Origin of the sequence: Xanthomonas sp. NCPPB 1068, assembly GCF_041479385.2 — a bacterium.
In the GTDB taxonomy this organism is placed as follows: Bacteria; Pseudomonadota; Gammaproteobacteria; order Xanthomonadales; family Xanthomonadaceae; genus Xanthomonas; species Xanthomonas cannabis.
This window is the reverse complement of sequence record NZ_CM192986.1, coordinates 4,160,905-4,185,249: the sequence shown is the minus strand read 5'-3', so window position 1 is coordinate 4,185,249 and position 24,345 is coordinate 4,160,905. Positions and strand designations below refer to the sequence as shown.

24 protein-coding genes are annotated in these 24,345 nt (G+C 67.5%); 12 read left to right on the top strand and 12 right to left on the bottom strand.

The genetic code is table 11. The annotated features are described in order from the left end of the window. Positions 1 to 20 precede the first annotated feature (20 nt). Positions 21 to 635 (bottom strand): LysE/ArgO family amino acid transporter, encoded by a 615-nt coding sequence (locus ACCQ12_RS17745; RefSeq protein WP_372383657.1) that lies wholly within the window; start codon positions 633 to 635, stop codon positions 21 to 23. Positions 636 to 739: 104 nt separating this feature from the next. On the opposite strand from ACCQ12_RS17745, the gene ACCQ12_RS17740 reads away from it, so the two are divergent. The 5 genes from ACCQ12_RS17740 to map all read left to right on the top strand — a co-directional run bounded on the left by ACCQ12_RS17740 (position 740) and on the right by map (position 5,221). Next, positions 740 to 1,663 carry a LysR family transcriptional regulator ArgP gene (locus tag ACCQ12_RS17740; RefSeq protein WP_372382372.1) on the top strand — a complete coding sequence of 308 codons (924 nt, stop codon included), beginning with the start codon at positions 740 to 742 and terminating at the stop codon, positions 1,661 to 1,663. Positions 1,664 to 2,003: 340 nt separating this feature from the next. Next, the gene (locus ACCQ12_RS17735) at positions 2,004 to 2,537 is read left to right on the top strand and encodes a hypothetical protein (protein ID WP_372382371.1); all 534 of its coding nucleotides are present in this window, start codon (positions 2,004 to 2,006) and stop codon (positions 2,535 to 2,537) included. Between the two features lie 417 nt (positions 2,538 to 2,954). Continuing rightward, positions 2,955 to 4,031 carry a chemotaxis protein CheB gene (locus tag ACCQ12_RS17730; protein WP_372382370.1) on the top strand — a complete coding sequence of 359 codons (1,077 nt, stop codon included), beginning with the start codon at positions 2,955 to 2,957 and terminating at the stop codon, positions 4,029 to 4,031. A 189-nt stretch (positions 4,032 to 4,220) separates the two neighbouring features. Then, positions 4,221 to 4,448, top strand: coding sequence for a ParD-like family protein (locus ACCQ12_RS17725; RefSeq protein ID WP_372363171.1), 228 nt, complete (start codon positions 4,221 to 4,223; stop codon positions 4,446 to 4,448). Next, a complete protein-coding gene (map, locus tag ACCQ12_RS17720; protein WP_372382369.1) occupies positions 4,445 to 5,221 on the top strand; it encodes a type I methionyl aminopeptidase in 777 nt (258 codons plus the stop codon). The genes ACCQ12_RS17725 and map overlap by 4 nt, the downstream gene beginning before the upstream one ends. A gap of 56 nt (positions 5,222 to 5,277) precedes the next feature. Here map and ACCQ12_RS17715 read toward each other — a convergent pair whose 3' ends face one another. Next, positions 5,278 to 5,487, bottom strand: coding sequence for a hypothetical protein (locus ACCQ12_RS17715; protein ID WP_372382368.1), 210 nt, complete (start codon positions 5,485 to 5,487; stop codon positions 5,278 to 5,280). A gap of 323 nt (positions 5,488 to 5,810) precedes the next feature. Here ACCQ12_RS17715 and ACCQ12_RS17710 point away from each other — a divergent pair, with 323 nt between their 5' ends. The 3 genes from ACCQ12_RS17710 (at position 5,811) to ACCQ12_RS17700 (ending at position 6,886) form a co-directional block, all read left to right on the top strand. Further along, complete coding sequence (locus ACCQ12_RS17710; RefSeq protein ID WP_068835610.1) at positions 5,811 to 5,981, top strand: hypothetical protein; 171 nt, start codon at positions 5,811 to 5,813, stop codon at positions 5,979 to 5,981. A 306-nt stretch (positions 5,982 to 6,287) separates the two neighbouring features. Next, a complete protein-coding gene (locus ACCQ12_RS17705; RefSeq protein WP_047694715.1) occupies positions 6,288 to 6,518 on the top strand; it encodes a DUF1653 domain-containing protein in 231 nt (76 codons plus the stop codon). 35 nt (positions 6,519 to 6,553) lie between these two features. Beyond that, positions 6,554 to 6,886: a hypothetical protein gene (locus ACCQ12_RS17700; protein WP_372382367.1), complete on the top strand. Its 333-nt coding sequence runs from the start codon at positions 6,554 to 6,556 to the stop codon at positions 6,884 to 6,886. 51 nt (positions 6,887 to 6,937) lie between these two features. Here the strand turns inward: ACCQ12_RS17700 and ACCQ12_RS17695 are convergent, their stop codons facing one another. From ACCQ12_RS17695 to ACCQ12_RS17675, 5 genes are all read right to left on the bottom strand, one after another. Continuing rightward, the gene (locus ACCQ12_RS17695; protein WP_166749389.1) at positions 6,938 to 7,675 is read right to left on the bottom strand and encodes a DNA/RNA non-specific endonuclease; all 738 of its coding nucleotides are present in this window, start codon (positions 7,673 to 7,675) and stop codon (positions 6,938 to 6,940) included. Between the two features lie 528 nt (positions 7,676 to 8,203). Beyond that, entirely contained in the window at positions 8,204 to 10,339 is a 2,136-nt protein-coding gene (locus ACCQ12_RS17690; protein WP_104579520.1) for a methyl-accepting chemotaxis protein, read from the bottom strand. Then, on the bottom strand, positions 10,336 to 10,764 hold the full coding sequence (locus ACCQ12_RS17685; RefSeq protein ID WP_039405919.1) for a type 2 periplasmic-binding domain-containing protein: 429 nt from the start codon (positions 10,762 to 10,764) through the stop codon (positions 10,336 to 10,338). The genes ACCQ12_RS17690 and ACCQ12_RS17685 overlap by 4 nt, the downstream gene beginning before the upstream one ends. 10 nt (positions 10,765 to 10,774) lie before the next feature. Next, on the bottom strand, positions 10,775 to 11,944 hold the full coding sequence (locus tag ACCQ12_RS17680) for a hypothetical protein (protein ID WP_184375458.1): 1,170 nt from the start codon (positions 11,942 to 11,944) through the stop codon (positions 10,775 to 10,777). Between the two features lie 483 nt (positions 11,945 to 12,427). Continuing rightward, positions 12,428 to 12,841, bottom strand: coding sequence for a Rid family hydrolase (locus ACCQ12_RS17675; RefSeq protein ID WP_184441653.1), 414 nt, complete (start codon positions 12,839 to 12,841; stop codon positions 12,428 to 12,430). 124 nt (positions 12,842 to 12,965) lie between these two features. Here ACCQ12_RS17675 and ACCQ12_RS17670 point away from each other — a divergent pair, with 124 nt between their 5' ends. Then, positions 12,966 to 13,892, top strand: coding sequence for a LysR family transcriptional regulator (locus ACCQ12_RS17670; RefSeq protein WP_047694725.1), 927 nt, complete (start codon positions 12,966 to 12,968; stop codon positions 13,890 to 13,892). A gap of 21 nt (positions 13,893 to 13,913) precedes the next feature. Here ACCQ12_RS17670 and ACCQ12_RS17665 read toward each other — a convergent pair whose 3' ends face one another. Then, positions 13,914 to 15,662 carry a M14 family metallopeptidase gene (locus ACCQ12_RS17665; RefSeq protein ID WP_372383656.1) on the bottom strand — a complete coding sequence of 583 codons (1,749 nt, stop codon included), beginning with the start codon at positions 15,660 to 15,662 and terminating at the stop codon, positions 13,914 to 13,916. 330 nt (positions 15,663 to 15,992) lie between these two features. On the opposite strand from ACCQ12_RS17665, the gene ACCQ12_RS17660 reads away from it, so the two are divergent. Genes ACCQ12_RS17660 through ACCQ12_RS17650 form a run of 3 tightly spaced genes read left to right on the top strand, consistent with a single transcriptional unit; the run spans position 15,993 to position 19,448 of the window. Beyond that, on the top strand, positions 15,993 to 16,733 hold the full coding sequence (locus tag ACCQ12_RS17660; RefSeq protein ID WP_372382366.1) for an ABC transporter ATP-binding protein: 741 nt from the start codon (positions 15,993 to 15,995) through the stop codon (positions 16,731 to 16,733). 10 nt (positions 16,734 to 16,743) lie between these two features. Beyond that, entirely contained in the window at positions 16,744 to 18,180 is a 1,437-nt protein-coding gene (locus tag ACCQ12_RS17655; RefSeq protein ID WP_372382365.1) for an ABC transporter permease, read from the top strand. Continuing rightward, positions 18,180 to 19,448 carry a DUF3526 domain-containing protein gene (locus tag ACCQ12_RS17650; RefSeq protein ID WP_372382364.1) on the top strand — a complete coding sequence of 423 codons (1,269 nt, stop codon included), beginning with the start codon at positions 18,180 to 18,182 and terminating at the stop codon, positions 19,446 to 19,448. Before ACCQ12_RS17655 ends, ACCQ12_RS17650 begins: the two co-directional genes overlap by 1 nt. A gap of 158 nt (positions 19,449 to 19,606) precedes the next feature. Here the strand turns inward: ACCQ12_RS17650 and ACCQ12_RS17645 are convergent, their stop codons facing one another. From ACCQ12_RS17645 to ACCQ12_RS17630, 4 genes are read right to left on the bottom strand one after another with little or no spacing between them, the layout of a single operon-like run. After that, positions 19,607 to 20,269 (bottom strand): DUF2894 domain-containing protein, encoded by a 663-nt coding sequence (locus ACCQ12_RS17645; RefSeq protein ID WP_372382363.1) that lies wholly within the window; start codon positions 20,267 to 20,269, stop codon positions 19,607 to 19,609. Continuing rightward, positions 20,266 to 20,940, bottom strand: a complete 675-nt coding sequence (locus ACCQ12_RS17640) for an OmpA family protein (RefSeq protein WP_166752291.1) — start codon at positions 20,938 to 20,940, stop codon at positions 20,266 to 20,268. Before ACCQ12_RS17640 ends, ACCQ12_RS17645 begins: the two co-directional genes overlap by 4 nt. Beyond that, on the bottom strand, positions 20,937 to 23,594 hold the full coding sequence (locus ACCQ12_RS17635) for a DUF802 domain-containing protein (RefSeq protein ID WP_372382362.1): 2,658 nt from the start codon (positions 23,592 to 23,594) through the stop codon (positions 20,937 to 20,939). The genes ACCQ12_RS17640 and ACCQ12_RS17635 overlap by 4 nt, the downstream gene beginning before the upstream one ends. A gap of 10 nt (positions 23,595 to 23,604) precedes the next feature. After that, positions 23,605 to 24,342, bottom strand: a complete 738-nt coding sequence (locus tag ACCQ12_RS17630; RefSeq protein ID WP_372382361.1) for a DUF3348 domain-containing protein — start codon at positions 24,340 to 24,342, stop codon at positions 23,605 to 23,607. Positions 24,343 to 24,345 lie beyond the last annotated feature (3 nt).

The following is a 24,345-nucleotide window of genomic DNA, read 5'->3' as shown; positions in this document are numbered from 1 at the left end:
GTGCACCATGCCCTGCGCATTCACAGCGGGCGAGTGAGCAGGGCAACGCTCAGGCCGATCATGAACACGGCGATCCCTGCATCGAGGACGCGCCAGGCCCGTGGGGCGTTGAAGACGGGCCTCAGCCACCTCGCACCGAAGCCGAGTGCGGTGAACCAGGTCACGCTCGCCAGGCAGGCGCCCAGCGCGAAGAACCAGCGGTGCTGGCCGGCATAACGGGTGGAAATGCTGCCCAGCAGCACCATCGTGTCCAGGTAGACGTGTGGATTCAAAAACGTAAACGCCGCGCAGGTCAGCAGCACGCGATACGGGCCGGCTTGCGCTTCGGGTGCCGCGGACAGGCCGCCCGATCCGCGCCAGGCACGCCTGGCGGCGAGCACGCCATAGCCCGCCAGGAAACAGGCGCCGCCCACCCGCAGCACCTCCAGCAACCCGGCATAGCGGTGGACCAATGCACCGATGCCGGCAACGCCAAGCACGATCAGCAGGATGTCGCCCAGGGCACAGATGGCCACCACGCGTGCGACGTACTGCTGCTTCACCCCCTGTCGCAGGACGAAGGCGTTCTGGGCGCCGATCGCGATGATGAGGCCGGCGCTGGCGAGGAAGCCGGCCAACAGGGCAGTGATGGACATGTGGGGCACCGATCTCAATGACAGGTGCCAGCATTGGCGCAGGTCGCGCATTAGACAAACGATCCATTCTTCTACAGCATTAGCGTGTCTAATGGAGCGCCACGATGATCCTCATGCATCCACAGCTTGCGGCATTTTCGGCGGTTCTGGATGAGGGCAGTTTCGAGGCGGCGGCGCGCCACCTGTCCATTACCCAGTCGGCGGTCTCGCAGCGGATCAAGGCGCTCGAAGACCGGCTGGGCCAGATCTTGATCGTGCGAGACGCACCTTGCCGCCCCACTGCGGCGGGCGAGCAGTTGTTGCGCCGCGTGCGCCCGTTGCAGGCGCTGGAGTCCGAAGTCGAGGACGTGTTTGCGCGCTCGGAGAAACGCCGTGGCACCCAGTCCGTTGCAATTGCGGTCAACGGCGATTCGCTGGTCACCTGGGTGATCCCGGCCATTGCCGGGTTGCATGCCGCGCATGGCTATCTGCTGGATGTGCGGGTGGATGATCAGGACCACACGCTGCGCCTGCTGCGCGACGGCACGGTGCTCGGCGCGGTGACATCCGAGCCTCGCCCCATCCAGGGCTGCAACGTGCATGCGCTGGGCGTGATGCGGTACGTGGCGATCGCTTCGCCGGCATTTGCAGGCCGGCACTTCGCTGACGGCGTGTCGGCCGCGTCGCTGGCGCGGGCGCCGTTGCTGGCCTTCAACCGCAAGGACGACCTGCAGGCACGATTCATCCGCCATGTGACGCGCGCCAGGCTGCAGCCACCGGTTCATTACCTGCCCACGTCCACCGGCTTCGTCCGTGCCGCTGCCAGCGGGATGGGCTGGTGTCTTGCGCCGGATGCACTGGCATCACCCGCCGTGGATGCCGGGGATGTGGTGTTGATTTCGCCCACGCGTCATATCGATGTGCCGCTGTACTGGCAGTATTCGGCGGTCAGGTCCAGCACGCTGCAGCACATCACCAGCGCCATCCGCGACGCCGCCGCCACGGTGATGCATTCGAAAAAGGCACGCAGTTCCACCGTGCGCCGTTGAGCCGATCCTTCCGGACGATACCCACATGCACGCTCTGCGCATCAGCACCGACACTGCCGACATCGACATGGATGTCGTGCATGGCTACCTCTCCTGTCCACATGCCTGCCTCTGAGGCCGGTGCCGCTGTACAGCGCTTGTCGGTGCGCGGTGGTGACCCCGCGTGCGCGACTGCGCCGATGATCACACCCAGAAGTCATGGTGCCGCCCAGCACACGTGGCGCGCCGACGGCTGCGGCAAAGTGGTCGTGCGTCAGCGCATGGCGACGCAGGGCGCGCAACGACCACCACCAGGAGAGCACGGATGGCACAGCGGGACAGATCTTGGTGGCGTTGGGGCATGCCGTTGCTGGGTGTGCTGGTCGCCATCGCGCAACTGGCGTGGGAGCACAGCCACGGCGGCGTGCGTAGCCATCACCTGCTGAACCGCGCAGACCTGCCTGCCATCTCCAACTGGTGGGGGCTGCTCAGCCTGCCGCTGGTGGGCTGGCTTGCCGTCAGCGTGGTGGAACGCCGGGCCGCTGGCGATGGTGCGGTGTTCCGCAACGCGGTGGCAGGCGCGGTCGGCGCGTGGGCGGCTGGCGGGTCGCTATCGGTCGCCTTCGTGCTCGGCAACGAATCGGTCGCGTTCGGTGTGCTGGTGACGCTGCTGCTGTGCGCAGTGGTGGTCCGCGCGTACCGTGCCGAATATCTGTTCGGCTTCGTGTTGGGCATGACCTTCGTGTTTGGCGCGGTGCTGCCCTGCATCGTCTTTGTGGCGATCGCCAGCGTCTCTGCAATTGCTCATTTTGCGCTGTGGCCGGTGCTGCGGCGGCTGATTGGCAAGACGCGCCGGCGTCAACCGCAGGTCCAGGGCGGCGCCGTGCGCGACTGATCAGGTCCCCGAGCGATCGTCGCCGTGCCAGGCCTGCCGGTTGAAGGTGGGACGTGCAGCGGCTGTGCCGTTGGTGCTGCCGTGCAGGACTGCAGCAGCACCGGTGCCATCGATCCGCATGCACGTCCGGGCCATCCTTGGTGATCGCTTCGCCAGCGGACTGCGCCTGCGCAGGCGGCCGCCTGTCCGGACCGGGCGGCCCTCGCTTCCCTTGCGATGTCGCGCCGCAGGAGATCAAGCGATGTCATGCGTGTGAACCACGCATGCGCGCGGTGTGCCAGTGCACTGCACGTGCTGCAACGCGCTGCCAGGTCATGGTGTTGCACAGGCGCTGATCTGCGCTGGCCGTGCATCTAACGAACCATGCACGGCCGCGCGTGCAGGTTGGTGACCTCAGGTTTGGGAGAGAGGTCTGCAATGCAACGCGATATCGTGGTCATCGGCGGCTCTGCGGGCAGTGGCGCGGCACTGCGCGCGTTTCTGGGCGAGCTGCCGCACGATCTGCCCGCGTCGATCCTGATCGTCATGCATCTGTCTGCGCGCGGCGATGGCATGGACAGCGTGGTGCGTCGCGCCGCACCGCAGTTCGCCGTACACGTGGCCGAAGACGGGCAGGCACTGCTGCCAGGGCACATCTATGTGGCGGTGCCGGATCGGCATTTGATGCTCAACGGTGAGCGCCTTGCCCTGGGTGTGGGGCCGCGCGAGAACATGTCGCGTCCGGCCATCGATGCGTTGTTCCGGTCGGCCGCGCTCGCGTTTGGCCCGCGCGTGGTGGGGGTGTTGCTGTCCGGCATGCTGGGCGATGGCGCCGCCGGGCTGGAGGCGATCCAGGCCTGCGGTGGTGCGGTGATCGTGCAGGATCCGGCCGACGCCGATGCCGATGAAATGCCGCGTGCCGCCCTGCAGCGGCTGAGGCCCGATCGCATTGCCTGCGGCGCGGGATTGGCAGAGGCCATCGTGCAATTGCTGCAGCAGCGCCCGTCGCCGAACCAGGCCGATCTGGGTGCGCTGACGCTGGAGGTGGATATCGCGCTCGGCCGGCCGTCGACAGGAGAATTGATCGCACAGATCGCATCTCCCTCCACGCTGAGTTGCCCGGCCTGTGGCGGCGTGCTGAGCCAGATCGCAGGTGACGGCGGGCTGCGTTTCAGGTGCCAGGTGGGGCATGCGTATTCTGCGCAGGCGCTGGAAATGGAAAAGGAAGGCGCGGTGGACGAGGCCTTGCGGGTGGCGTTGCGCGTGATCGAGGAGCGTGTCGATCTGGTGACGCGGTTGGCCAGCAAGGATGGCCGGCGCCAACCCTCGGTGGCGGCAATGTATGCCGACCGCGCGTCCGAATACCGCAGCTATGCGGACCTGTTGCGCGGCGTGCTGCTGGGTTCATTGAAGCCGACGGTGGCCGCGGACAACTACCAGACACGCCAGCGTGAGGCGGTTGCCGACAAAGAAGTCATGGGCACGCTCGATGATGAGCGCACCTCGAGACGATGAGTGTTCATCGAGCCAGTTAGGTTGTGCCCACCGGAGTGACGCGCAGTAGGTGGCGTGTGGCGATGCTGAGTTTTTGCAGTGTCCTGTCTGATGCCAGGGAGCGCGGCCGAAGCGACGCTCGCTAGCGGCTGCTTGCTGCGAATATATGTTTCATATACGTTGCGTATATTCACGATCAGGAGATTACCGATGGGCATCGTCAATATCGACGACGAGCTGCATGACCAACTGCGCCGCGCCTGTACGGTGAGCAGCCGGTCGATCAATGCGCAGGCCAATTTCTGGATCAAGGTCGGCATGCTGTGCGAGATGCATCCGGCGATGTCGTTCCAGGACATCGTGGCGCAGGAGTTGCGCGCGGCAGGGGTGCGGCCACAGGCCTTGAAGCCGCAGGTTTTGAAGCCTGGGCGGGCATGATCAAGCAGCCGGAAGAGGTCGCAGCGATGGCCACGGCCGGCCAGCTGCTGGCGCAGGTGTTTCATGCGCTGGACCAGGTGCCGCTGGAAGGACGCAGCACGCTGGAACTCAATGCGCTGGTCGAGCGCATGATCGTGCAGGAGCTGGGTGCGCGGCCCGCCAGCAAGGGCCAATACGGCTTCGAGTACGTGCTCAACGCGTCGATCGACGATGTGGTCTGCCACGGTGTGCCATCGGCCGATGACGTGTTGCGCAGCGGGCAGATCGTCAACCTGGATATCACGCTGGAAAAGCACGGATTCATCGCCGACTCCAGCACCACCTATCTGGTGGGCGAGGTGTCCTATGCCGCCAGGCGGCTGGTGCACACAGCGTACCGGGCGATGTGGAAGGGCATTGCCGCGGTGCGGCCGGGCGCGCGCGTGGGCGATATCGGGCATGCCATTGCCCGGCATGCGCACGAGCACGGTTACAGCGTGGTCAAGGACTACTGCGGGCACGGCATCGGGCGGCAGATGCACGAAGAGCCGCAGATCCTGCATGACAGCCACCCGGGCACCGGCCTGCACATGCAGGAGGGCATGGTGTTCACCATCGAGCCGATGATCAATCAGGGACGCGCGGCGATCCGCTCGCAGCCGGACCAGTGGCCGGTGTACACGCGCGACGGCAAGCTGTCGGCGCAGTTTGAACATACCGTGGCGGTCACGCGCACCGGTGTGCGTGTGCTGACGTTACGGCCCGGCGAAACACCGCTGTGCCCGGTGGGGTGAGACCGCCGACCGCGCCAGGGCAGGTCGCCTCGGCCGGCGCCACCCGCCGTGCCTGATTACAGCGTGGTGGTGGGCTGCGCGTGGGCAGTCACGGCCACGTCGGCCGTTGGCGGGTGCGCGCTGTGGCTGCCCAGCAATGCCGAGAGCCGGCGATGGCAGTCGCGCAAGGCCAGGGCAGAGGCGGGCATGTCGCAGGCATCAAAGGTGCGCGCTTCCGCCTTCCAGGCGGCGAGCAGGTCTTCCAGATCACGGTGCAGGCTCGGCATGGTGGGTGTCCCGATGAGTGTCCCCTCTCTACGCAGGCAGCTGACGCGCAGATGCAGGGCGGGCCTGCGGCGCGATGACGCAGTTCAGCCGCAGACGCGTGCAGCCTGCCGACGCGTTGCGTAACGCGAGGCTGCGGCTGTCGTGACCGGCCGGGTGCGTGCGCCGGCCGGATGTGCGGGCATCGCCTGATGGCGCTGGTTCACCAGGCGGCTGCGTTGTGACGGCCATGCGTGCCTGCGCGCTGCGTATGCGCACGGCACACGTCCACATCACGGCGGCGGGGGGAAGGTGGCTGCGCGGCCTTCTGCCGCAGGAGAGCAGCATGCGTACCCAAGACAGCGGCGCGACACGGATCGACGACCCCACCCCGCCCAATGGCGTCAAGGCGCCGGGCAAGAACGAAGACCTGCTGCAGGATGGCCCTGCCCAGGACAGCGAGATCGACGACGACGATGGCATCGAAGACGACGTCGACGAGGACGAAGACGAATAGGCACCGCAGACGCCGCTCCAGGTGCCGCGTCGCGGCATCCGGAGCCGCGTGCGTGCCCGGTCCGGGTGCGCACGCCTGCAGGTGCGGTGGATGCCTGCCCGGTGGTATGTGTGCCGGTGCCACGGCCGTCATGACTTCGTTGGGCCACTGGAACGAAGATGCGGCACCGCTGCGGCACCGCTGCGGCGTCGCCTGGCGACGCAGTCCATGCTGCAGGTGAACGACGATCGGCGCATGCGCGCGCGCCAGCTCGTCAGCAGCCGCCACCCGGCCTACACTCCACAGCCCTCGCTTGCGCTGACGACCATGCAGACACTCCCACCGCTACCGACTATTGCACTGGGCGAATATCGCCACTTCAAGGGCGGCCGCTACGAGGTGCTGGGTGTGGTGCGTAGCAGCGAGACACTGGAACCGCTGGTGCTGTACCGGCCGTTGGACAACGACGTTGGCCTGTGGGTCAGGCCGTATGCGATGTTTCTGGAACAGGTGAACGTGGATGGCGCCATGCGCCCGCGCTTCGCACCGGTTGCCTGAGCAGGCACGCCGACCGCCGTGTCCCGGACACCGCAATGAGCACGACCGACGTGCCGCTGGTCACACCGGACGGGCGCTATCTCATCGTGCGTGGCCGGCTCTGGCGGACGGCCAATCCGCATCTAAGCGAAGAGGCCCGTGCGGCGCTGGTGAGCGAGTTGATGGACGCGCGGCGCGCGGTCAAGGCGGCCAAACGCGCTGACGATGCACACGCCCTGACGGCGGCACGTCGCCGGGTCGATGCTGCCAAGGTGGCTCTGGGAGAACGCGGCCCGGTGTGGTGGACCGACGGTGCCGACGATCTCAATCGGCATCTGGTCAGGAACACGCCCTACGCCGCATGGTTTGCCGCACGCGATGGCGCATGACCCAACCCGGCGCATGCCGGGCTGGGTGCAGTGGCGTGGATGCAGGGCGGCTCAGCCCAGGTCGCAGTTGCTCGGCTGCGGCCAGGTGGTGGCAGGCAGCATGGCCTTGACGGCGGCCGGCGCGGTGATGCCGATGGTGCTGGCGCCGTACAGGTCTTCGAGTTCGTCGATGCTGACGATGTAGCTGTCCAGCGAGCCGAGATTTTCGCGATTGGGAATCAGCCAGCTGATGGCGCGCGTGCCGCCGCCCGGGTTGGCGGTGATGATGGTCTTCCAGAAGAAATCCGGGGTGCGGATGCCGTGGCTGGTCAGGAAGTAGTCGTTGCTGGTGTCGCTGTAGATCACCCCGCCATAGACCTGCACGCTGGCGATATCGCGGTAGCACTCGGCGACGTTTTCGGCGCGCACCCAGATGCCCTGGTTGAAGCTGGCCACCTGCGGCACGATGTTGGACATCAGGTTGGCGCGACGGATGTAGGTGGCGTTGTAGTCCATGTGGTTGGAGGTCACCAGATGGCCGCGGTCGTAGCCGCTGCGCACGCTGGCGTAGGAGGCGGTGGAGGTCTGGCCGGCGCAGCCGCTGGGCAGCTCGGTGTCCAGATTGAAGCCGGACGGGCGCGCGGCCGAGCCGGTATCGGCTTGCAGCACGTATTCGTAGCGCAGCGTGGTGTGGTTGGTACAGTCGTAACGCAGCGTGTAACCGCCTTTGTTGAGCGTGACGACCTGTGCCTGGGCAACGGCACTGAACGCGGTAAGAAGCACGACGGCAAACAGGGTCCTGAAACGCATGCGGCAAATCTCCTTCGAATCGGTCGGACGCACGACGCCGCCGCCGATGTGCCAGGAGCAGACCGACGTGATGCGCAGTGCGCTGAGAGAGGTCAATGGCTCGCCCGTCCCCTAGCGAGCGCGACAGCTATCGCATGCCAATGTTGCTTGCGTGTGACGAACGTGACAACACACCTGCGCCAGGCGCGCCGCAGTGCCAGGCTGTGACGCACTTGGCATCCAGCGATGTGCCGGGATGGGTGCATCGTCGCGATGCTGCCGGTCATTGCGCAACTGCCGCGCATGCGGGTGACGTCGTGTCACGTCGAATGGCGTAGGTCCTAACCGGCGTCGTGCCTCGTCGCCGCGCCTGCCTGCCGGGCCTGCGCTATGCACTTGCCAAACGGCTCCCTCAGGCTACGCAGCCCCGGTCGCTGCGGTCGCCCGCGCGGTCGTCATCCAGCGTACAAAAAAACCCCCTGCTGCATCGATGCAGCAGGGGGTCGTTGACGATCCAGCGAAACGATCCGCACGGCGGATCGCGATCTGCTATGCGACTTCTTCGAGCGCACGTTCTTGTTGGGTTGCCGCGTCCAGCTGGAACAACGACACCAGCTGGGTGAGGGTGCTGGACTGCTTTTCCATCGCGCGGGCGGCGGCCATGGCCTCTTCCACCAATGCCGCGTTCTGCTGGGTGGTTTCGTCCATCTGGATGACGGTCTGATTGACCTGCTCGATGCCGGCCGACTGCTCGCTGGAGGCTGCGGTGATCTGCCCCATGATGTCGGTGACGCGATTCACGCTGGCCACGATCTCGGTCATGGTGGTGCCGGCCTTGTGCACCAGCGCCGAGCCTTCGGCCACCTTGCCCACCGAGGCGTCGATCAATTCCTTGATCTCCTTGGCGGCGCCGGAGGAGCGCTGTGCCAGCGTGCGCACTTCGCTGGCCACCACCGCGAAGCCACGGCCCTGTTCGCCGGCGCGCGCCGCTTCCACCGCCGCGTTCAGGGCCAGGATGTTGGTCTGGAAGGCAATGCCATCGATGACGGAGATGATCTCGGCGATCTTCTTCGACGACGCTTCGATGCCGCTCATGGTGCCGACCACCTGGCTCACCACCTCGCCACCCTTCGACGCCACGCCGGCGGCGCTACGTGCCAGTTCGTTGGCCTGATGCGCGTGTTCGGCGTTCTGCTTGACGGTGGAGGTGAGCTCTTCCATCGAGGCAGCGGTTTCTTCCAGGTTGGCTGCCTGCTGCTCGGTGCGCCGCGACAGGTCCTGATTGCCGGCGGCAATCTCGCCGGCAGCGGTATCGATTTCCGCCGACGACTGCTGGATGCGCGCGACGATGTCGGTCAGGCGCTCCACCGTGGTATTGGCATCGTCGCGCATGCGCGCGAACACACCGGCGAAGTTGCCGTGCATGCGCGTGGTCAGGTCGCCGTTGGCGATCGCCTGCAGTACCTGCGACAACGCACCCAGGCTCTTGTCGGAGGTGCCCATCAGGTGGTTGAGGTCCACCACGATCTGGCGGAAGTCGTACTCGAACGCGGTCTCGTCGCCACGCGCGCTGAAGTCGCCCGCCGCCGCGGCCGCCGCCAGGCGCTTGATCTCGCCATTGATCGACAGCAGGCTGGCCCGCACGTCGTTGATCGACTGGCTGATCACCGCCTTCTCGCCCGGCAATGCCTCCAGTTGCTGCGACAGGTCGCCGGCCGCATAGCGCTCGGTCAATGCCACGATCTGCATGGTGACCGCGATATGGCTGGACACCAGCGTGTTGCTGGCGCGCACCATGGTGCCGAACTCGCCGGGGAACTCCTGCTCGGCGATGCGGTGGCTGACGATGCCGGCCTCGTGCTTGTCGCCCATGTCGGTTTGCGCCTGGATCACGCGACGCAGCTGGCGCTGCATGCTGTCCATGGCCTGCAACAGCTGGCCGACCTCGTCATTGCGGTCGATCGAGATGGCGTTGTCCAGCCGGCCCGACGACACCGCATGCGCAATGCCCACCGCGCGGTTGAGCGGCTGGGTGATGGCACGCGCCACGATCCAGCCGAACGCGATGCACACCACCGCGCCGACCAGGCCCAGCAGCAGGCCGGTCATGCTGGCGGTGACCGAACTGTCCACCGCTTCCTGCACGGTGCCGCGAAAGCGCGCATCGGCGCGCTTCTGCATGGCGGTGAGCGTGGTGCGATAGGTCTCCAGCGCCGGCGCCATGGCGCTCATCTGCGCGGCATCGGGTTCACGTTGCTCCACGAACGCCGCGGCCACGCCATGCGCCAGGCTGTAGTACTGATCGAACTGCTTGCCCAGGCGTGCCAGTTCCTGCGCGTTGGCCGGGTCGGATTTTTGCAGTTTCACGTAGGAGCTGTGGATGTCGTCGGCCACCGGTTTGGTGGCCGCCAACATGTCCGCATCGCCTGCGGCGGCCGCGCCATTGAGCCCGCTGATGAGCTTGTCCAGCGCGGCCACATTGCGCGTCATCGCGTCGAGCATCGGGAAATGCACGTCGCGCACCGCTTCCAGGCGGTCGTTGTTGCGATGAAACACCAGCGTGCTGAAAGCCACATAGCCCGATAGGCAAATGATTGCCACCGCTGCCGGCATCAGGATTTTCCAGAACAACGGTAGCGACAGAATGCGTCTCATGAGAGGGCTCTCGAGCAGGTGGCGGGTCACGGCTTCAGGACGACCTTGACGCTGGCGTCCACGGCTGCGGCACTGATGTAGCCGATCGCGCCCGGCGTGGCCGCCACGGCCTTCTTGACCGCGTCGTCGCCGCTGACGCGCTTGGGGCGTTGCGCCTTGCCGGTGAACATCAGCTGCGACCAGTACGACTTCAGCTGCGCCGCATCGCGCGAGGCGACCTTCTTGTAGAACTCATCGCGCGTGGCGGCACCTTCTTCCTGGTCGATCGGCACCGCTGCGCCGCCGCCGGGCAGACTGTTGGACTTGGCCAGGAAGATCTGCGAGACCTGCGCCGCGCTCAGGCTGTCCGGGCCGCCCTTGGCCGCCATCACCACCACCACGTCGGCGTTGGCCGAGAATGCAACCAGCGACAACAGCGCAAGCGCGCAGCCTGCGGAATACTTGGAAAGTTTCATGGGGGCTCCCTTAGAACACGAAGTCGACGGACGCCGACAGCAGGTTGTAGCTGCCGCCCGGACGGAAGCCCGGCTGGATGTTGTTCAACGAGCCGAACGAGCCGGCGTTGTTGTTGATATGGCTGGCCTGCAGCTTGAACGCCATGCTCTCGCGCGCATCCCAACGCAGCGAGGCGGTGACGCTGTGACGGCCGCTTTCGGCCTGCGCCAGCGCACGGGTCATGATGCCGACCGGGTCCTGGCCCGGGGCGATGCGCGAGGCCTTGCGATCGACGCTGCCGAAGGTGACCGACGGGGTCAGCGTGCCGAACCGGCCGCCGACGCTGAGGTAACCGGAGGTGGTCTTGCCGTTGAGCGAGGGCGAGTAATCGGCCTGGATCACTTCGGTGCGCAGGAACCAGTTGCCCGGGTCGTAGGCGTAGCCCACGCTGGCGAAGCTGCCGTCCACGCCATAGGTGGTCAGGCGATTGGCCAGCGCCGGGTTGATGCGCTGGTAGGCGGTGAACAGGCGGTCCAGCGACGGCGAATCGAAGTCGGTGGTGCCGACGATGTAGGCCGCACGGAAGGTCGATGCACCCGATTCCAGGCCCAGGGCCAGGCCGCGCATGGCGTACACGTCGGCCTTCTTGGAATTGATGCGGCCGTAGAAGCCCTGCACGCTGACCACGCTTTCGCCGGCATTGATGGTGTACACGCCTTCGATGCCGTCCATCGGCAGCAGGTAGTTGTAGACCTCGTACGGCGGGCGCACCCACGGGGTGGCATAGCCCACGCGCTGGTATTCGGAGAGCATGTACAACGGCGCGGTGATGCGGCCCAGGCGGGCGGCGAACTGCGGGCCGAACTGGTACTTCACGTGGGCCAGGGTCACCTTGGGCGCGTAGTCGGCGCGCTCGGCGTATTCGCTGGTCACCTGCAGCACGCCGGTGAAGTTGTCGGTGAAGTTGGCATTGACCTGGCCGGCGATGCGCGAGTCCGGGCGGGCGGAGGTGGAGTGGCTTGCGCCAACGCCTTCCACGGTCTGGATGTCGGGCGTGAAGTCGGCCTGATCCTCCGTCGAGTGCACCACGCCCAGCGTGCCGAAGCCGCTGAAGGAAAACATCGAGTCCTCCTGCGCGTAGGCGCAGGTCGACGAGGCCAGGGCGATGGCGCCACTGAGCAGTTTGACGGTCAGGTTCATTGCGGTCTCGCTAGGAAGATGATGGACGCCGCGCCAGGAGCGCAGCGGGCAGAACGGCGATGCGCATCTGGTGGCGCTGATCCCCGGTAGCGGCCGCCTCTGGCATCGCTTTAGCGAGTTTTTTACGAATTTAAGAAACGGTTAATTCGCCGGAGACAGTACGGAAATGAACGATAGCCCGGCGCTATCGGAATGCCTGGATTACCCAATCGCCACGGGTGGATGGACGTTTTTGTCCGGCACCGCTTCGATGTTGAGCGCAGCCGATGGCGCAGGAGTTGAAGATCGCGGGCGCACGGCGCTACCACGCGTGCCCTGCGCGCTGGCCTGACGCATACGACAACGCCACGCGTGGGCGTGGCGTTGTCGTGTGGTGGTCGGCCAGCGGGAGTCATCCGCGTCGCTGGCATCGTCGCGGTCACCCGCTTGGTGCTCGACGGCCGTCAGCTCGTTGCCATCATGGCGTGGGAGCCCACGCCGGGATCAGGCAGCCGACGCGTGATCGGTCGCCGGCGACTTGACGACCACCTTGATCTCGAACCGGAAGCCGGCCAGCCAGGTCACCCCCACGGCGGTGACGGTGGGGTAGGGGGCCGGGCCCCAGTAATCGGCCCACCGGTTCCAGGCAGCGTCGAACACCACCTCGGGATCGACCATGAACAAGGTGACATCCACCACGTCCTGCGAGGTGCAGCCGGCCGCGCTGAGGATGGCGTCCAGATTGCTGAAGGCGCGCGCGATCTCCGCGTCCAGGTCGGGCTCGGGCGAGCCGTCTTCGCGGCTGCCGACCTGGCCGGCGACGAAGAGCAGGCCATCGGCACGTACCGCCGGCGAATAGCGATGGCGCTCATACAAGGCGTGGCGGCCCGGCGGTAAAACAACGTCACGTGTGGCCATGGAGGTCTCCTTCGAAGTGCGACAGAACGGAGCTCCACCCTAAACGCGTGGCCGCGTGCGATAAATCCGCAGCCTTGACCAACACTGTTTGTAGAATCCAAACAATCTGGGTGCGGGAGTGGCGATGGATCGGTTCGATGCGATGCAGGCGTTTGCGCGGGTGGTAGAGGCCGGCAGTTTCACCAAGGCCGCAGACACGCTGCAAATGAGCCGGGCCAGCGTCACCCAGCTGGTGCAGCAGCTCGAAGCGCGCCTGCGGGTGACCCTGCTCCACCGCACCACGCGCCGGGTGCAGGTGACCGCCGATGGCGCGGCCTACTATGACCGCGTGGTGCGCCTGCTGGCCGACATGGACGACGCGGAAACCAGCCTGTCCGATGCCTCGACACTGCCGCGCGGGCGCCTGCGCGTGGATGTGCCCAGCCCGTTGGCGCGGCTGATCCTGATGCCGGCGGTGCCGGCCTTTCATGCGCGCTATCCGGATATCCAGCTGGACATGGGCGTCAGCGACCGTCGCGTGGACCTGATCGGCGAGAACGTGGATTGCGTGATACGCGGGGGCACCATCACCGACCAGTCGTTGATCGCGCGCCACGTGGCCGACCTGCAGGCCGGCGTCTACGCCGCGCCCGCGTATCTGCAGCGGCTGGGCATGCCCACCCATCCGTCCGAGCTGGAAAACACCCGGCATCGCTGCGTCGGCTTCATGCGCTGGGGCACTACCACGACGGTTCCCTATGTGATGCAGCGGGGCGACGACGCGGTGCGCGTCCACGGGCGGCACGTTGTGGCCGCCGACGATGGCAATGCGTATCTCGCCGCCGGGCTGGCGGGAATGGGCGTGCTGTGGCTGCCGGTGTACATGGCCAACGCGCATGTCGCCAGCGGCGAGCTGGTTCCGATCTTTGCAGACTGGCAACTGGAGCCGATGCCCTTGTCGATTGCGTTCCCGCCCAACCGCCACGTCAGCGCAAAATTGCGGGTGTTCATCGATTGGGTGATTGCGCTGATGGCCGAGCATGCGCCGCCGATGGCGCCCGCTCTGCGATAAGCGCTGCGCATAGGCGCGGCGCTATTGCGTCACTTCGCGCCGCACCGGATACCGCCAGCCAGTGATCGCCGCGTAGGGTGAGCGTGCGTAGATCCACTGCAGTCGCGCATCGCCATCTGCGCGGAACGCAGCATCGCTGGCCAGCTTGTGCTCGAATTCGCGGCGTAATGCGGCGTCGCTGCGCAACAGGCGTTCGGTAAAGTCCACCAGCTCGGCGCCGTATAGCCCGCTGTCGGGGCTGCCGGCGTTGCGGAACCGTCCGCTGGCCAGCAGGGAATCGCTGCTGAGCGGCTCCAGCAATGCGGCGGCCAACATGCGCATCGATTGATCGGCGGGCACGCGGATGCTGCCGGCAGGAAGGAGCTCGTCCACGCTGTCTGTGCGCGCGACCTGCTTGCTGGTGGCGTCGGTACTGGTATTGGTGATGCGAATCTGCTGCACCGTGTGCTGGCGCGGCTGCTGCAGACGTTCGTACTGGATGCCATGCGTGTCGAGCAACGCAAGCACGTCGTCGTAGCCGGGGGGAATCCACCAGGCCACCGGATACTGCACCGCCTGCGTCTGGCGGTAACCGATCACCGGCATCGTCCAGGTTTCATCGCGGCCTTCCCAGCGCAATTCCTGCCGGCCGGAGACCGGCGACGGCGCGCGGGTATAGGTCACGCCCTTGAACGCGATGTGGTCGATCGGCTGCGGCAGGCGTTCCCAGGCCACCATCAATTCCTGCGGACGTGCGGCACGATCGGCCCGCTTGGCGGCAGCGATCTTGTTTGCATCGCGACCGACCAGGCGCAACGCTTCTTCGAGCAGGACGTAGTCGCCGAGCACGCGCTGCCGGTACGACTTCAGCCGGTGGTTTTCCACCAGCACGGTGGGAATGCCGGCGAAATCGCCGTAGCCGGTGGAGTAACGCGGGCCTTCCGGCGAATAGCGCAGGCCCGAGCGCGGCGCATCTTCGTCGATCAGGCTGGGGTAGATCGCAGGTGTGTGGCCCTGGTTGCGCAGCGCGGCGTTGACGGCCGGCGTGAAGCGTTGCTGCAGCCAGCCGGCAGTGGCGCGCGAACGTGCATATGTGCCCCAACCGGCGAAGGTAAAGGTGATGTCGTACTGATGATCGAGCCCGCCGCTGACATGCAGGTCGATGTACAGCGCGGGGTCAAGCGTGTGCAGCAACGTGACCATCGCGCGCGTCTCCGGCGCCTCCAGGTTGAGATAATCGCGATTGAGGTTGATGCCGCGCGTGGTGGTGTTCCAGCCCATCTGTTGCGGGCCACGCAATGCGGCGCCGACCAGCGGGCCGCGTTGTTCGTGGCCGTCGCTGTTGAGGATGGGCACGAACACGAAGTCCACCGCATCCAGTAGATCGTCCTTGCCGCGTTGGGCGATGTCGCGCAGCAGCATCAGCCCGGCGTCCTTGCCATCGATCTCGCCGCCATGGATGCCGGCCTGCGCCAGCACCACCGGTTTGCCCGGCTCGCCCTTGCGCGCGCGCACCAGCAGCAGGTCGCGCCCTTCGCTGGTCTTGCCGAATACTTCAAGCGACAGCAGCGGCGAGGCCGCGACCAGGCGCTGCAACCACGCACGCGTTTCTTCGTAGCTGGGCGTGCTGACGAAATCGCTGCGCTCGGCCGGCGTGATCCACGGATCGGCTGGACCGGCGATCAACGCCTCGCTCGCCCCATGCCAGGCGCGCACTGGCGGCAACAGGGCAGTGGTTTCCAGTGGCTGTGCGCCAAGCGGCGCTGCAGCAAGACATGCGGCCGCGAGCAGGCAGGCAGAGGCGGCACGTGTCGTGCGGTGAAAGCCGGGGCGCGGGGAGCAGGGCGAGGCGACGCGGTGACCGGCGTGCGTGGAGTCGGGGCAAGTGCGTGGATCGGAACTCATGTGGCGTGCGCAATCTCGTGTGGAGGTGGTGACAGTGATGGGGCTGATGAAGGCGGTGGCCGTGCGGTCTGCCGCCAGTGTCGAGTGACGGGCGCGGCACTGGTCGCGACGGTCCGCTGCAGCCTGCGCAAGGCCATGCGGGCGTCGCGCGCGGCCGGGCATCTCAGGCCTGGGCCGGGAATGTGATAACGTATCATTTTACCCATGATCGGCACGATGTCCCCATCTCCACAGCCAGCGCCGGCGATCTCGATCGACAACCTGCACGTCGCCTACCGCGGACGTGCCGTGCTGCGAGGCCTCACGCTTCAGGTCGCCGCCGGCAGCGTCTACGCCTTGCTCGGTGGCAACGGTGCCGGCAAGTCCTCGACCTTGTCTGCCTTGCTGGGCTTTGTGAAACCAGCATCGGGAACGCTGCTGGTGGATGGTGTCGACCCGGTGTCCGCGCCCGGCAAGGCACGTGCGCGGCTGGCTTATCTGCCGGAAAACGTGGCGCTCTATGAGCATCTCAGTGCCATGGAAAACGCCGACTACCTGCTCGCACTGGCCGGGCAGCGCTGCGCCCATGCCGAGATCGGCCAGGCATTTGCCGCCGCAGGCCTGCAGCGCGAGGCGTGGGCGCAGCGCCTGGCCGGGTTCTCCAAGGGCATGCGCCAGAAGGTGGCCATCGCCGTCGCCAGCTTGCGCCAGGTCCCGGTGCTGCTGCTGGATGAGCCCACCTCCGGGCTGGACCCGCGCGCCATTGCCGACTTCAACCGCCTGGTCGGCGGCGTGCGCGAACGTGGCGGTGCGGTGTTGATGGTCACGCACGATCTGCTCGGCGCGGTCGACGTTGCAGACCGCATCGGTTTTCTCGAAGACGGGCGCATTGCCGAGCAGATCGGCGCCGGCGACAGCGGGTTCGATGTGCGCTCCCTACATGCGCGCTTTGCGCGTCCGCAGGATCACGCTGCATGAGCCGCCGCGCATGAGGGCGGTGTGGTTGGTCGCCCGCGAAGAACTGCGCTTCATGGCACGCAATCGCTCCGCCGCCATCGGCGTGGTGTTGCTGATGCTGCTGACGCTGGCGGCCACGCTGACTGCCGCGCATCACCAGCGCCAGGTCACCGAGTTCCGCGCACGTCAGCAACAGGCCGCGCAGCAGGCCTTCGAGGCCCAGCCGGACCGGCATCCGCATCGCGTGGTGCATTACGGCCACTTCATCTATCGCCCGTTGCCGGCGCTGGCCGCCTTCGATGCGGGCGTGGATGCGTTCACCGGCAACAGCATGTTCCTGGAAGGCCATCGCCAGAACACCGCCAACTTCGGCGACGTACGTCAGAGTTCGTTGCTGGTGCGGTTTGGCCAACTGACCCCGGCGTTCGTGTTGCAGGTACTGGCACCGTTGCTGCTGGTGTTCCTGGGCTATGGCGCGGTGGCGCGCGAACAGGAGGCCGGCACGCTGCGCGTGTTGCTGTTGCAGGGCACCACGCGCCGGCAATTGCTTGGCGGCAAGTATCTGGCACTGGCTGCGGTGGCCGGGGCCTGCCTGCTGCCGGCGCTGGTCGGCCTGATACCGATTGCCCTGGTGCCCGGCCAGGCCGGGCCGGTGGCGCTGCTGGTGCTGGCGTATGCGGCGTATCTGCTGCTGTGGTGCGCGTTGGTGCTGGCGGTCTCGATGCTGTGCCGGCGCGGGCGCGATGCGCTGCTGGTGTCGCTGGCGCTGTGGGTGTGGCTGGCCGTGCTGGTGCCGCGGGTGGCGCCGGATGTGGCCAGTGCGGCGTACCGGCTGCCCACGCGGCTGGAAACCGATGTGGCCATCCAGCGCGATCTGCGCACGCTCGGGGACAGCCATAACCCGGATGACCCGCACTTTGCTCAGTTCAAGCAGCAGGTGCTGCGCCGCTACGGTGTCCAGCGCGTGGAAGACCTGCCGGTCAATTACAAGGGCCTGCTCGCACTGGAAGGCGAGCGGCTCAGCGCCAGCCTGTTCGAACGCTACGCCGCGCGCGATGCCCGCATCCAGCAGGACCAGAACCTGCTGGTGCGCAGCTTCGCGGTGCTGAGCCCGACGGTGGCGCTGCGCGAGGTGTCGATGGCGTTGGCACGCACCGATCTGCGCGCGCACGCGCACTTTCTGGCGCAGGCCGAGCGCTATCGCTACACGCTGGTGCAACAGCTCAACCAGTTGCAGGCCGATGCGGTGCGCATGGCCGACGACACCGCGCAGGATGCCGGTGCGGACCGGCGCAAGCGCATTTCCGCAGCGCACTGGCATGCGATTCCGGTATTCGCGTTCGTGCCGGCGTCCACCGACGAGGTGATCGGCGCGACGCGCATCCCGCTGGGACTGATCGGGGCGTGGTTGCTGGTGGCGCTGTGCATGCTGGTCGTCGCCGGCCGACGTGTGGGAGTGACGCGCTGATGCTGCTATGGAAATACGAACTGCTGTTGCTGCTGCGCGCGCGCGCTGCAGCGGCCGGCCTGGTGCTGCTTGCGCTGTTGACCGTGTGCAGCCTGCTGTCCGGGCAGCACGTCATCGCTGCGCAGCGCGCCAACATCGCACGCATTGCAGCGCTGCAGCAGGAAGACACCGCGGCGGTGGCCGCCTATGTCGCGCGCAGCAACGATGCCGGCAGCGCGGCCTACTACAGTTTTCACCCGACCTGGGATGCGCCCGCGCCGCTGGCATTCGCTGCGGTGGGCATGCGCGATGTGGCGCCGTACATCCTGCGCGTGCGCGCGCTGGGGCTGGAGGCGCAGATCTACGATGGCGACAGTTACAACCCCGAGCTGGCGCTGGCCGGCCGCTTCGACTACGCGTTCGTCCTGGTGTTCCTGCTGCCGCTGTTCGTGATTGCGCTGCTGTTCGACCTGCGTTCCGGCGAGCGCGAGGCAGGGCGCGCGCGCATGCTGGCGGCGCTGCCGGGTGCCGGCGCCAGGGTGTGGATGCGACGGGTGACGGTGCGTGCATTGGCGGTACTGCTGTGCCTGGCCGTGCCGTTCTTCATTGCCGCCGGCGTCAGCGGCGTACCGCTGCTGCAGCAACTGGCCGTGCTGGCGCTGACCTGCGCGTACCTGCTGTTCTGGGTACTGCTGGCGGTGGTGGTGGGCCGCCTGCGCTGGCGGCCCGCCGCGCATGCCACGGCACTGGCCACCTGCTGGGTGCTGCTGGCCCTGGTGGCACCGGCGCTGGCGCATGTGGCGATCAACGAGGCGGTACCGGTCACCCAGGGCACCGAGATCGCACGATTGCAGCGCGAGGCGGTCAACCACGCCTGGGATATTCCGCGCCAGGCCACCATGCAGCGCTTCTACGCGCGCAACCCGCAGTGGGCCGATTCGGCGCCGTTGACCGACGCCTTCCACTACAAGTGGTATTTCGCCTTCCACGAAAACGGCGACCAGCAGGTGGCCACGCAGGTGGCCGCGTACCGCCAGGGGCTGGTGCGTCGCGAAGCGCTCGCGCAGCGTGCCGCCATGGTGCTGCCGCCGGTGGCGCTGCAGGCCGCGTTGACGCGGCTGGCGCAGACCGACCTGCGTGCACAACTGGCCTACCAGGACCGCATCCGCGCCTACCATCAGCGGTTGCGCACGTTCTACTACGGTTACCTGTTCCGCGACCGCCCGTTTACGCGCGCGGACTTCGAGCGCGCGCCGCGCTTCGATGCCATCGCCGAGCCGGCGTCGTAGGACCATGCCGCGCTGCACGCGCTGTGCAGCGCGGTGTTGGCGAAGCCTGCCGCAGGCTGCATGCGCAAGATGGCGCGCAGTGCGCGCAGGATGAACACCCGGCCGTGCTCGATGAGCAAGCGGATCGCCCACCACGGGCTGCCGCACCGCGCACAAACTTACGCCGGGCTGCGCCGCTTGGTGGTGCCGCTGCGGCTGCGCTTCCTGGGCGCTGGCAGCGGCGCGGCCGCGTCATCGGCCAGTACGCCGCCGCTTTGCATCTGCTCCAGCCACGACAGCGCGTCCACATAGCCGAGGAAGTGCTGCAGATAGCCGGGCGAGCGTTCGCGCATCAGGGTGATGCAGCGGTGCACCAGTACGCTGGAATTGAGCGGGCCGGCGTCCTTGGGCGCATCCTGCAGCGACTGCCGCACCTGGCTGGCAGTGCGCACGGTGGTCCAGGTACGGCGGAAATCGTCCAGCGCCGGCAGTTCCGGGAACAGCTGCGCATCGGGCGCTGCGGTCTTTCTGCTGTCCACTTCCATCAAGGCGGCATGGCCTGCCAGCTGGTCGGTCACCGCGCGCAGGGCACTGCGTTGCAAGGCACCTGGATCGGCAGGGCCGGTGGCACGACGACGCGCCGCATCCTTCAGCGTGGCCGCATATGCATCGACCAATGCATCCAGCCTGTCTTCCAGCACCGCACGCACCGCATCGGTCTGCGTCTGCGCGCGTGCGGCCAATGCCTGCATCAGATGAAAGCGCACCGGGTCGAGCTGGTCGGCACCGTCGTTGCGCCAGCGCGCCAGCCGCGCGTAGGCGGATGTCGCCGAGGTGGTCATCGCGTGGCCGCTGCCGGTGCCGGCGCTGCGGACGAGGGCGCACGCGCGGTCGCCGGGCGTGCGATCGGTGCGATTTCCACGCGGCGGTTCCTGGCGCGGCGCGCTTCGTCGGCGTTGGAATCCACCGGTTGCTGCGCGCCGAACGCGGCGGCGAACACCGAGGCGGCCGGCACACCGTCGGCGATCAGCGCCCGGGTCACGGTGAGCGCGCGCTGCGCAGACAGTTCCCAGTTGTCGGCATAGCGGCGGTTGCCGCCCAGTACCGGGCGGTCGTCGGTGAAGCCGCTGACCATCAGGATCTCTTCGCGGGCGCGCAGGTACTGCGCCAACGGGGCGGCAAGCGACTTCAGGACCTCGCGGCCGTCCGGCTGCAATTCATCGGAGTTGAACGCAAACAGCACGTTGCCGCGAATGCCGATGCGGCCATCCACCAGCGTCACGCGGCCGGCGGCCAGCGGCGCGGCCAGCGCCTGTTCCAGCGTCTTGCGGCGCTGCGCTTCGGCCTGGCGCTGCCTGACCTCCTGGTCCAGGCGGCTGGACAGCTGCAGCTGCACGCCGATCACGCCGACCAGGATCAGCACGAACGCGCCCAGCAGTACCGACATCAGGTCGCCGAAGGCGGCCCAGATCGGCGTGCCGGACTCGCCGTCGCTTTCGATCTCGTCGCTCATGCCGGCTCCGCTGCGCCGGCATCGCTGCGGCGGCCATCGAGCTGACGCAGTTCTTCGATGATCTGCTTCTGCGACAGCATGCTGAGGTCCACCACCTCACGCGCCTGCGCCACGTAGTACGCCAGTTGGTCATCGCTGCGCGCGAGCGAGGCATCCAGTGCGGTGGCCACGTGCTGCAGGCGCTCGTTGAGCTCGCCGGTGGCGCCGCTGAACAGCTGCACCGCCACGCCGAAGGCTTCGCCCAGGCTGGCCACTTCCACTGCGCTGCCGCTGACATGCGCGGCCACTGCGCCGAGCTTGCCGGTTTCGCTGCCGATCTGCTCGGTGAGCTGGGTGCCCACCCGTTGCAGCAGGTCTGCCGAGGTGGTGACCAGCGCGTCCACGGCCTGGCGTTGTTCGGTGGAAGCGTGATTGACCGCGTCGAGCAAGGTGTCCAGCGTGGCCAGCAGGCGGGTGCGTTCTTCCAGCATGGCGGTGTCGCGCACCATGCTCTCGGACAGGTTCTGGCGCAGCTCGGCCACCACGTCGGCGGCGGCCTTGGGCGCTTCGGCGGCGATCTGCATCAGGCGCGAGACCTCGCTGATGGTGGCGCTGGCCTGCGCCTGCGCCTGCGTGGACAGCTCGCTGGCGGTGCTGGCCAGGGTGTCGCAGATGGCCTGCTGTTGCCGGGTGACGCGCTCGCCGGTCTGTTCCCATTGCGCGGTGAGCGTGGCGCTCATCGCGGTGAAGCGCTCGCTCCACAGGGCAAGACGCTGCGCATCGCGCGCTTCCAGCGCGGCCTGCAGATCGCCATGCGCGTGCTGCAAGGTGCCCACCAGCGATGCGGCCTGTGCGTCGAAGCTGGCGGTGGCGGCGGCCAGTGCGGCCTGGTGCTGGGTGGCCAGCGCAGCGCTGGCCTGCTGCTGCTGTGCCAGTGCGTCCGTCCATGCGGTGGCGGCCTCGCTGCTGGACTGGTCCATGCGCGTGGCCACCGCATCGACCAGGGCGCCGGAGCGCGCCTGGAAGGTACTGGCGAACTCGGTCAATGCATGTTGCAGGTCCTGCGTGAGCGCGTGGTTGCTGCGCTGCTGCTCGGCCACCGCAGCGGTCCAGCTGGCCGCGGCCGCGGCCGTGCTGGTCTCGAACCCGCTGTTCAAGCCCTCCAGCTGCTGCTGCACGGCCTGCTGCACGCCGTCCTGCAGGGCGCTGGTCTGGCGGGCCAGCTGTTCCAGCGTGGCCTGCAGCTGGGTGCTGAGCGATTGGGTGGCGCGCTGTTGTTCGGCAAGCACCGTGGCCCAGTGCGCGGCGGTGGCGGCATGGCTGCGTGCAAGGCCATCGTCGAGTGCGCTCAGTTGCTGCTGCACCGCGCGGGTGACGCTGTCCTGCACGGCGCTGCTGCGCTCATCGACCTGCGCCAGCAGTGACTGCATTTGTTCCGTGAGTGCCTGCTGCGCGCGCTCCTGCGCGGCCAGGGCGGCCTGCCACTGGTCGGCGGCGGTGCGTGCGCTGTCCTGGAAGCCGGCACTGAGCCCGTGCAACTGCTGCTGCACGGCCGTGCTCACGCCTTCCTGCACGGCGGTGCTGTGGTGGGCGACCTGCTCCAGGGTGTCCTGCAGCTGGGTGTGGAGCGCGCGCTGCGCCTGTTCCTGCGCGGCAAGCGCGCTGGCCCAGTGGCTGGCCGCACTGCTCGCACTGCGATCGAAGCCGCTGCTGATGCCGTCCAGCTGCAGCTGCACGGCCTGGGTCAGGCGTTCGTGCAGTGCGGCGGTGTCGCGCGCAATGCCGGCCATGGTGGCTTCCATCGCCGGCTGCAATGCCGCGCCGACCGCGCGCGCGCTGTCGGCAACGCCGGCCTGCAGCGACTGTTCCATCGACGTGGCCAGCCGCGTGTACGCCGCCTCGGTTCTGGCATGGAAGTCGGCCTGATGCGCGGCCAGGCGCTGGTCGGCCGCGATGCTGTGCTGCTCGATGCTGCTCATCAGCGCCTGCATCCGGTCGATCAGTGCCGGCATCAACGCGCTCTGCTGCTGCTGCAGCTTGAACACTTCATCACGCTGGTGCGCTTCCGAATGCGGGTGCAGCTCGGCGGCGATCTTCAGGTCCAGCCGCTGCACCGCCTGCAGGCGCTCGCGCCGGCACAGCGCCGACAACAGGCCCAGCATGGCCGAGCTGGCGACGCCGGCGATGGAGGTGCCGAATGCAAACGCCAGGCCTTCCACCGGTGCGGCCAGCGAGCCGCGGATGGCCTGCAGGTCGGTGGCGCTCTGCAGTGCAAAGCCGGTGCCCTTGAGCGTGGCCATCATGCCGAGCAGGGTGCCGAGCATGCCCAGCAGCACCAGCAGGCCCACCAGGTACGGGGTCAGCACGGGCGCCGGCAACGCCACGCGCGCGCCCTGGATGCGCAGACGCACCGCATTGCGCAGGCTCGGGTGCAGCTGCGCCAGCCATGCATCCAGTGCCGACGGCGCGGCGCTCAGCCCGGACACCGCGGTGTCCAGCGTGGCGCTGGCCTGGCGATAGCGATACAGCTCCAGCGCACCGGCCAGATAGCAGGTACCGATCACCGCGGCGATGCAGGCGCCCAACGGATTGGAGCCCAGATAGCCGAACCCGACCCAGCAAACCGCCAACAGGCCGACGAGAAACACACACACGTGTACAAGAGTTTTGAACATGACGTCCCAGTTAGCGGGTACGAAGCGCTGCAAGCAGGCCTTCGATCGGGTGAAAACGAACATCCAGTTCGGCGAGCAACACGCTCTGCATGTCCTTGCGAAAAACATCCAGCCAGCCATCGGACACCGCGCGCGCGGCGGCCTGGTCATCGCCTGGCGGGTGATGCGCCTGCGCGGCATGGCGCAGGCGTTCGAAATGCGCGCCGAGCAGGCTGGGCACGGTGTTCAACAGGGTCTGCTCGCGCGGGCTCAGGGTCAGCTCCATCACCGCATCCACTTCGGCCAGCCGTGCCATTTCACTGGAGACCAGCGTCAGCAGGTCGCGCAGCCGCCCGCGCAGATCGCCGGTGGCAGTGCGCATGGCGCGCTGCATGGCCAGGTAATGCTGCCGGAACGGGGCATAGTCGGGCATCGGCGGCGCCGCGCCCGCCTCGGTGGCAGCACGTGCTTCGGTGCGCAGGCGTGCCACCAGCGCATCCAGATCGGCCACGCTGCTGGTTGCCAGACCGGCGCGCACGCGGGCGCAGGCGTCGGCATCGAGCGGGCGCGGCTCGGGCAGGTCATCGGTGTCGGGCAGCTTGCCATCCAGCGCCTTGGACACGGCCACTGCACGCGTCCAGTCGATCCATTGGCTCAGCCGGTCGGCCAGCGCGTGGTTGGACTGGGCGACGCGGACATCGCTGAGGCGTGCGAGCAGGCTAATGAACGCCGGGCCCGAGAGGGGCGCCCGTGGAGCAGCTTTCGCCATTGT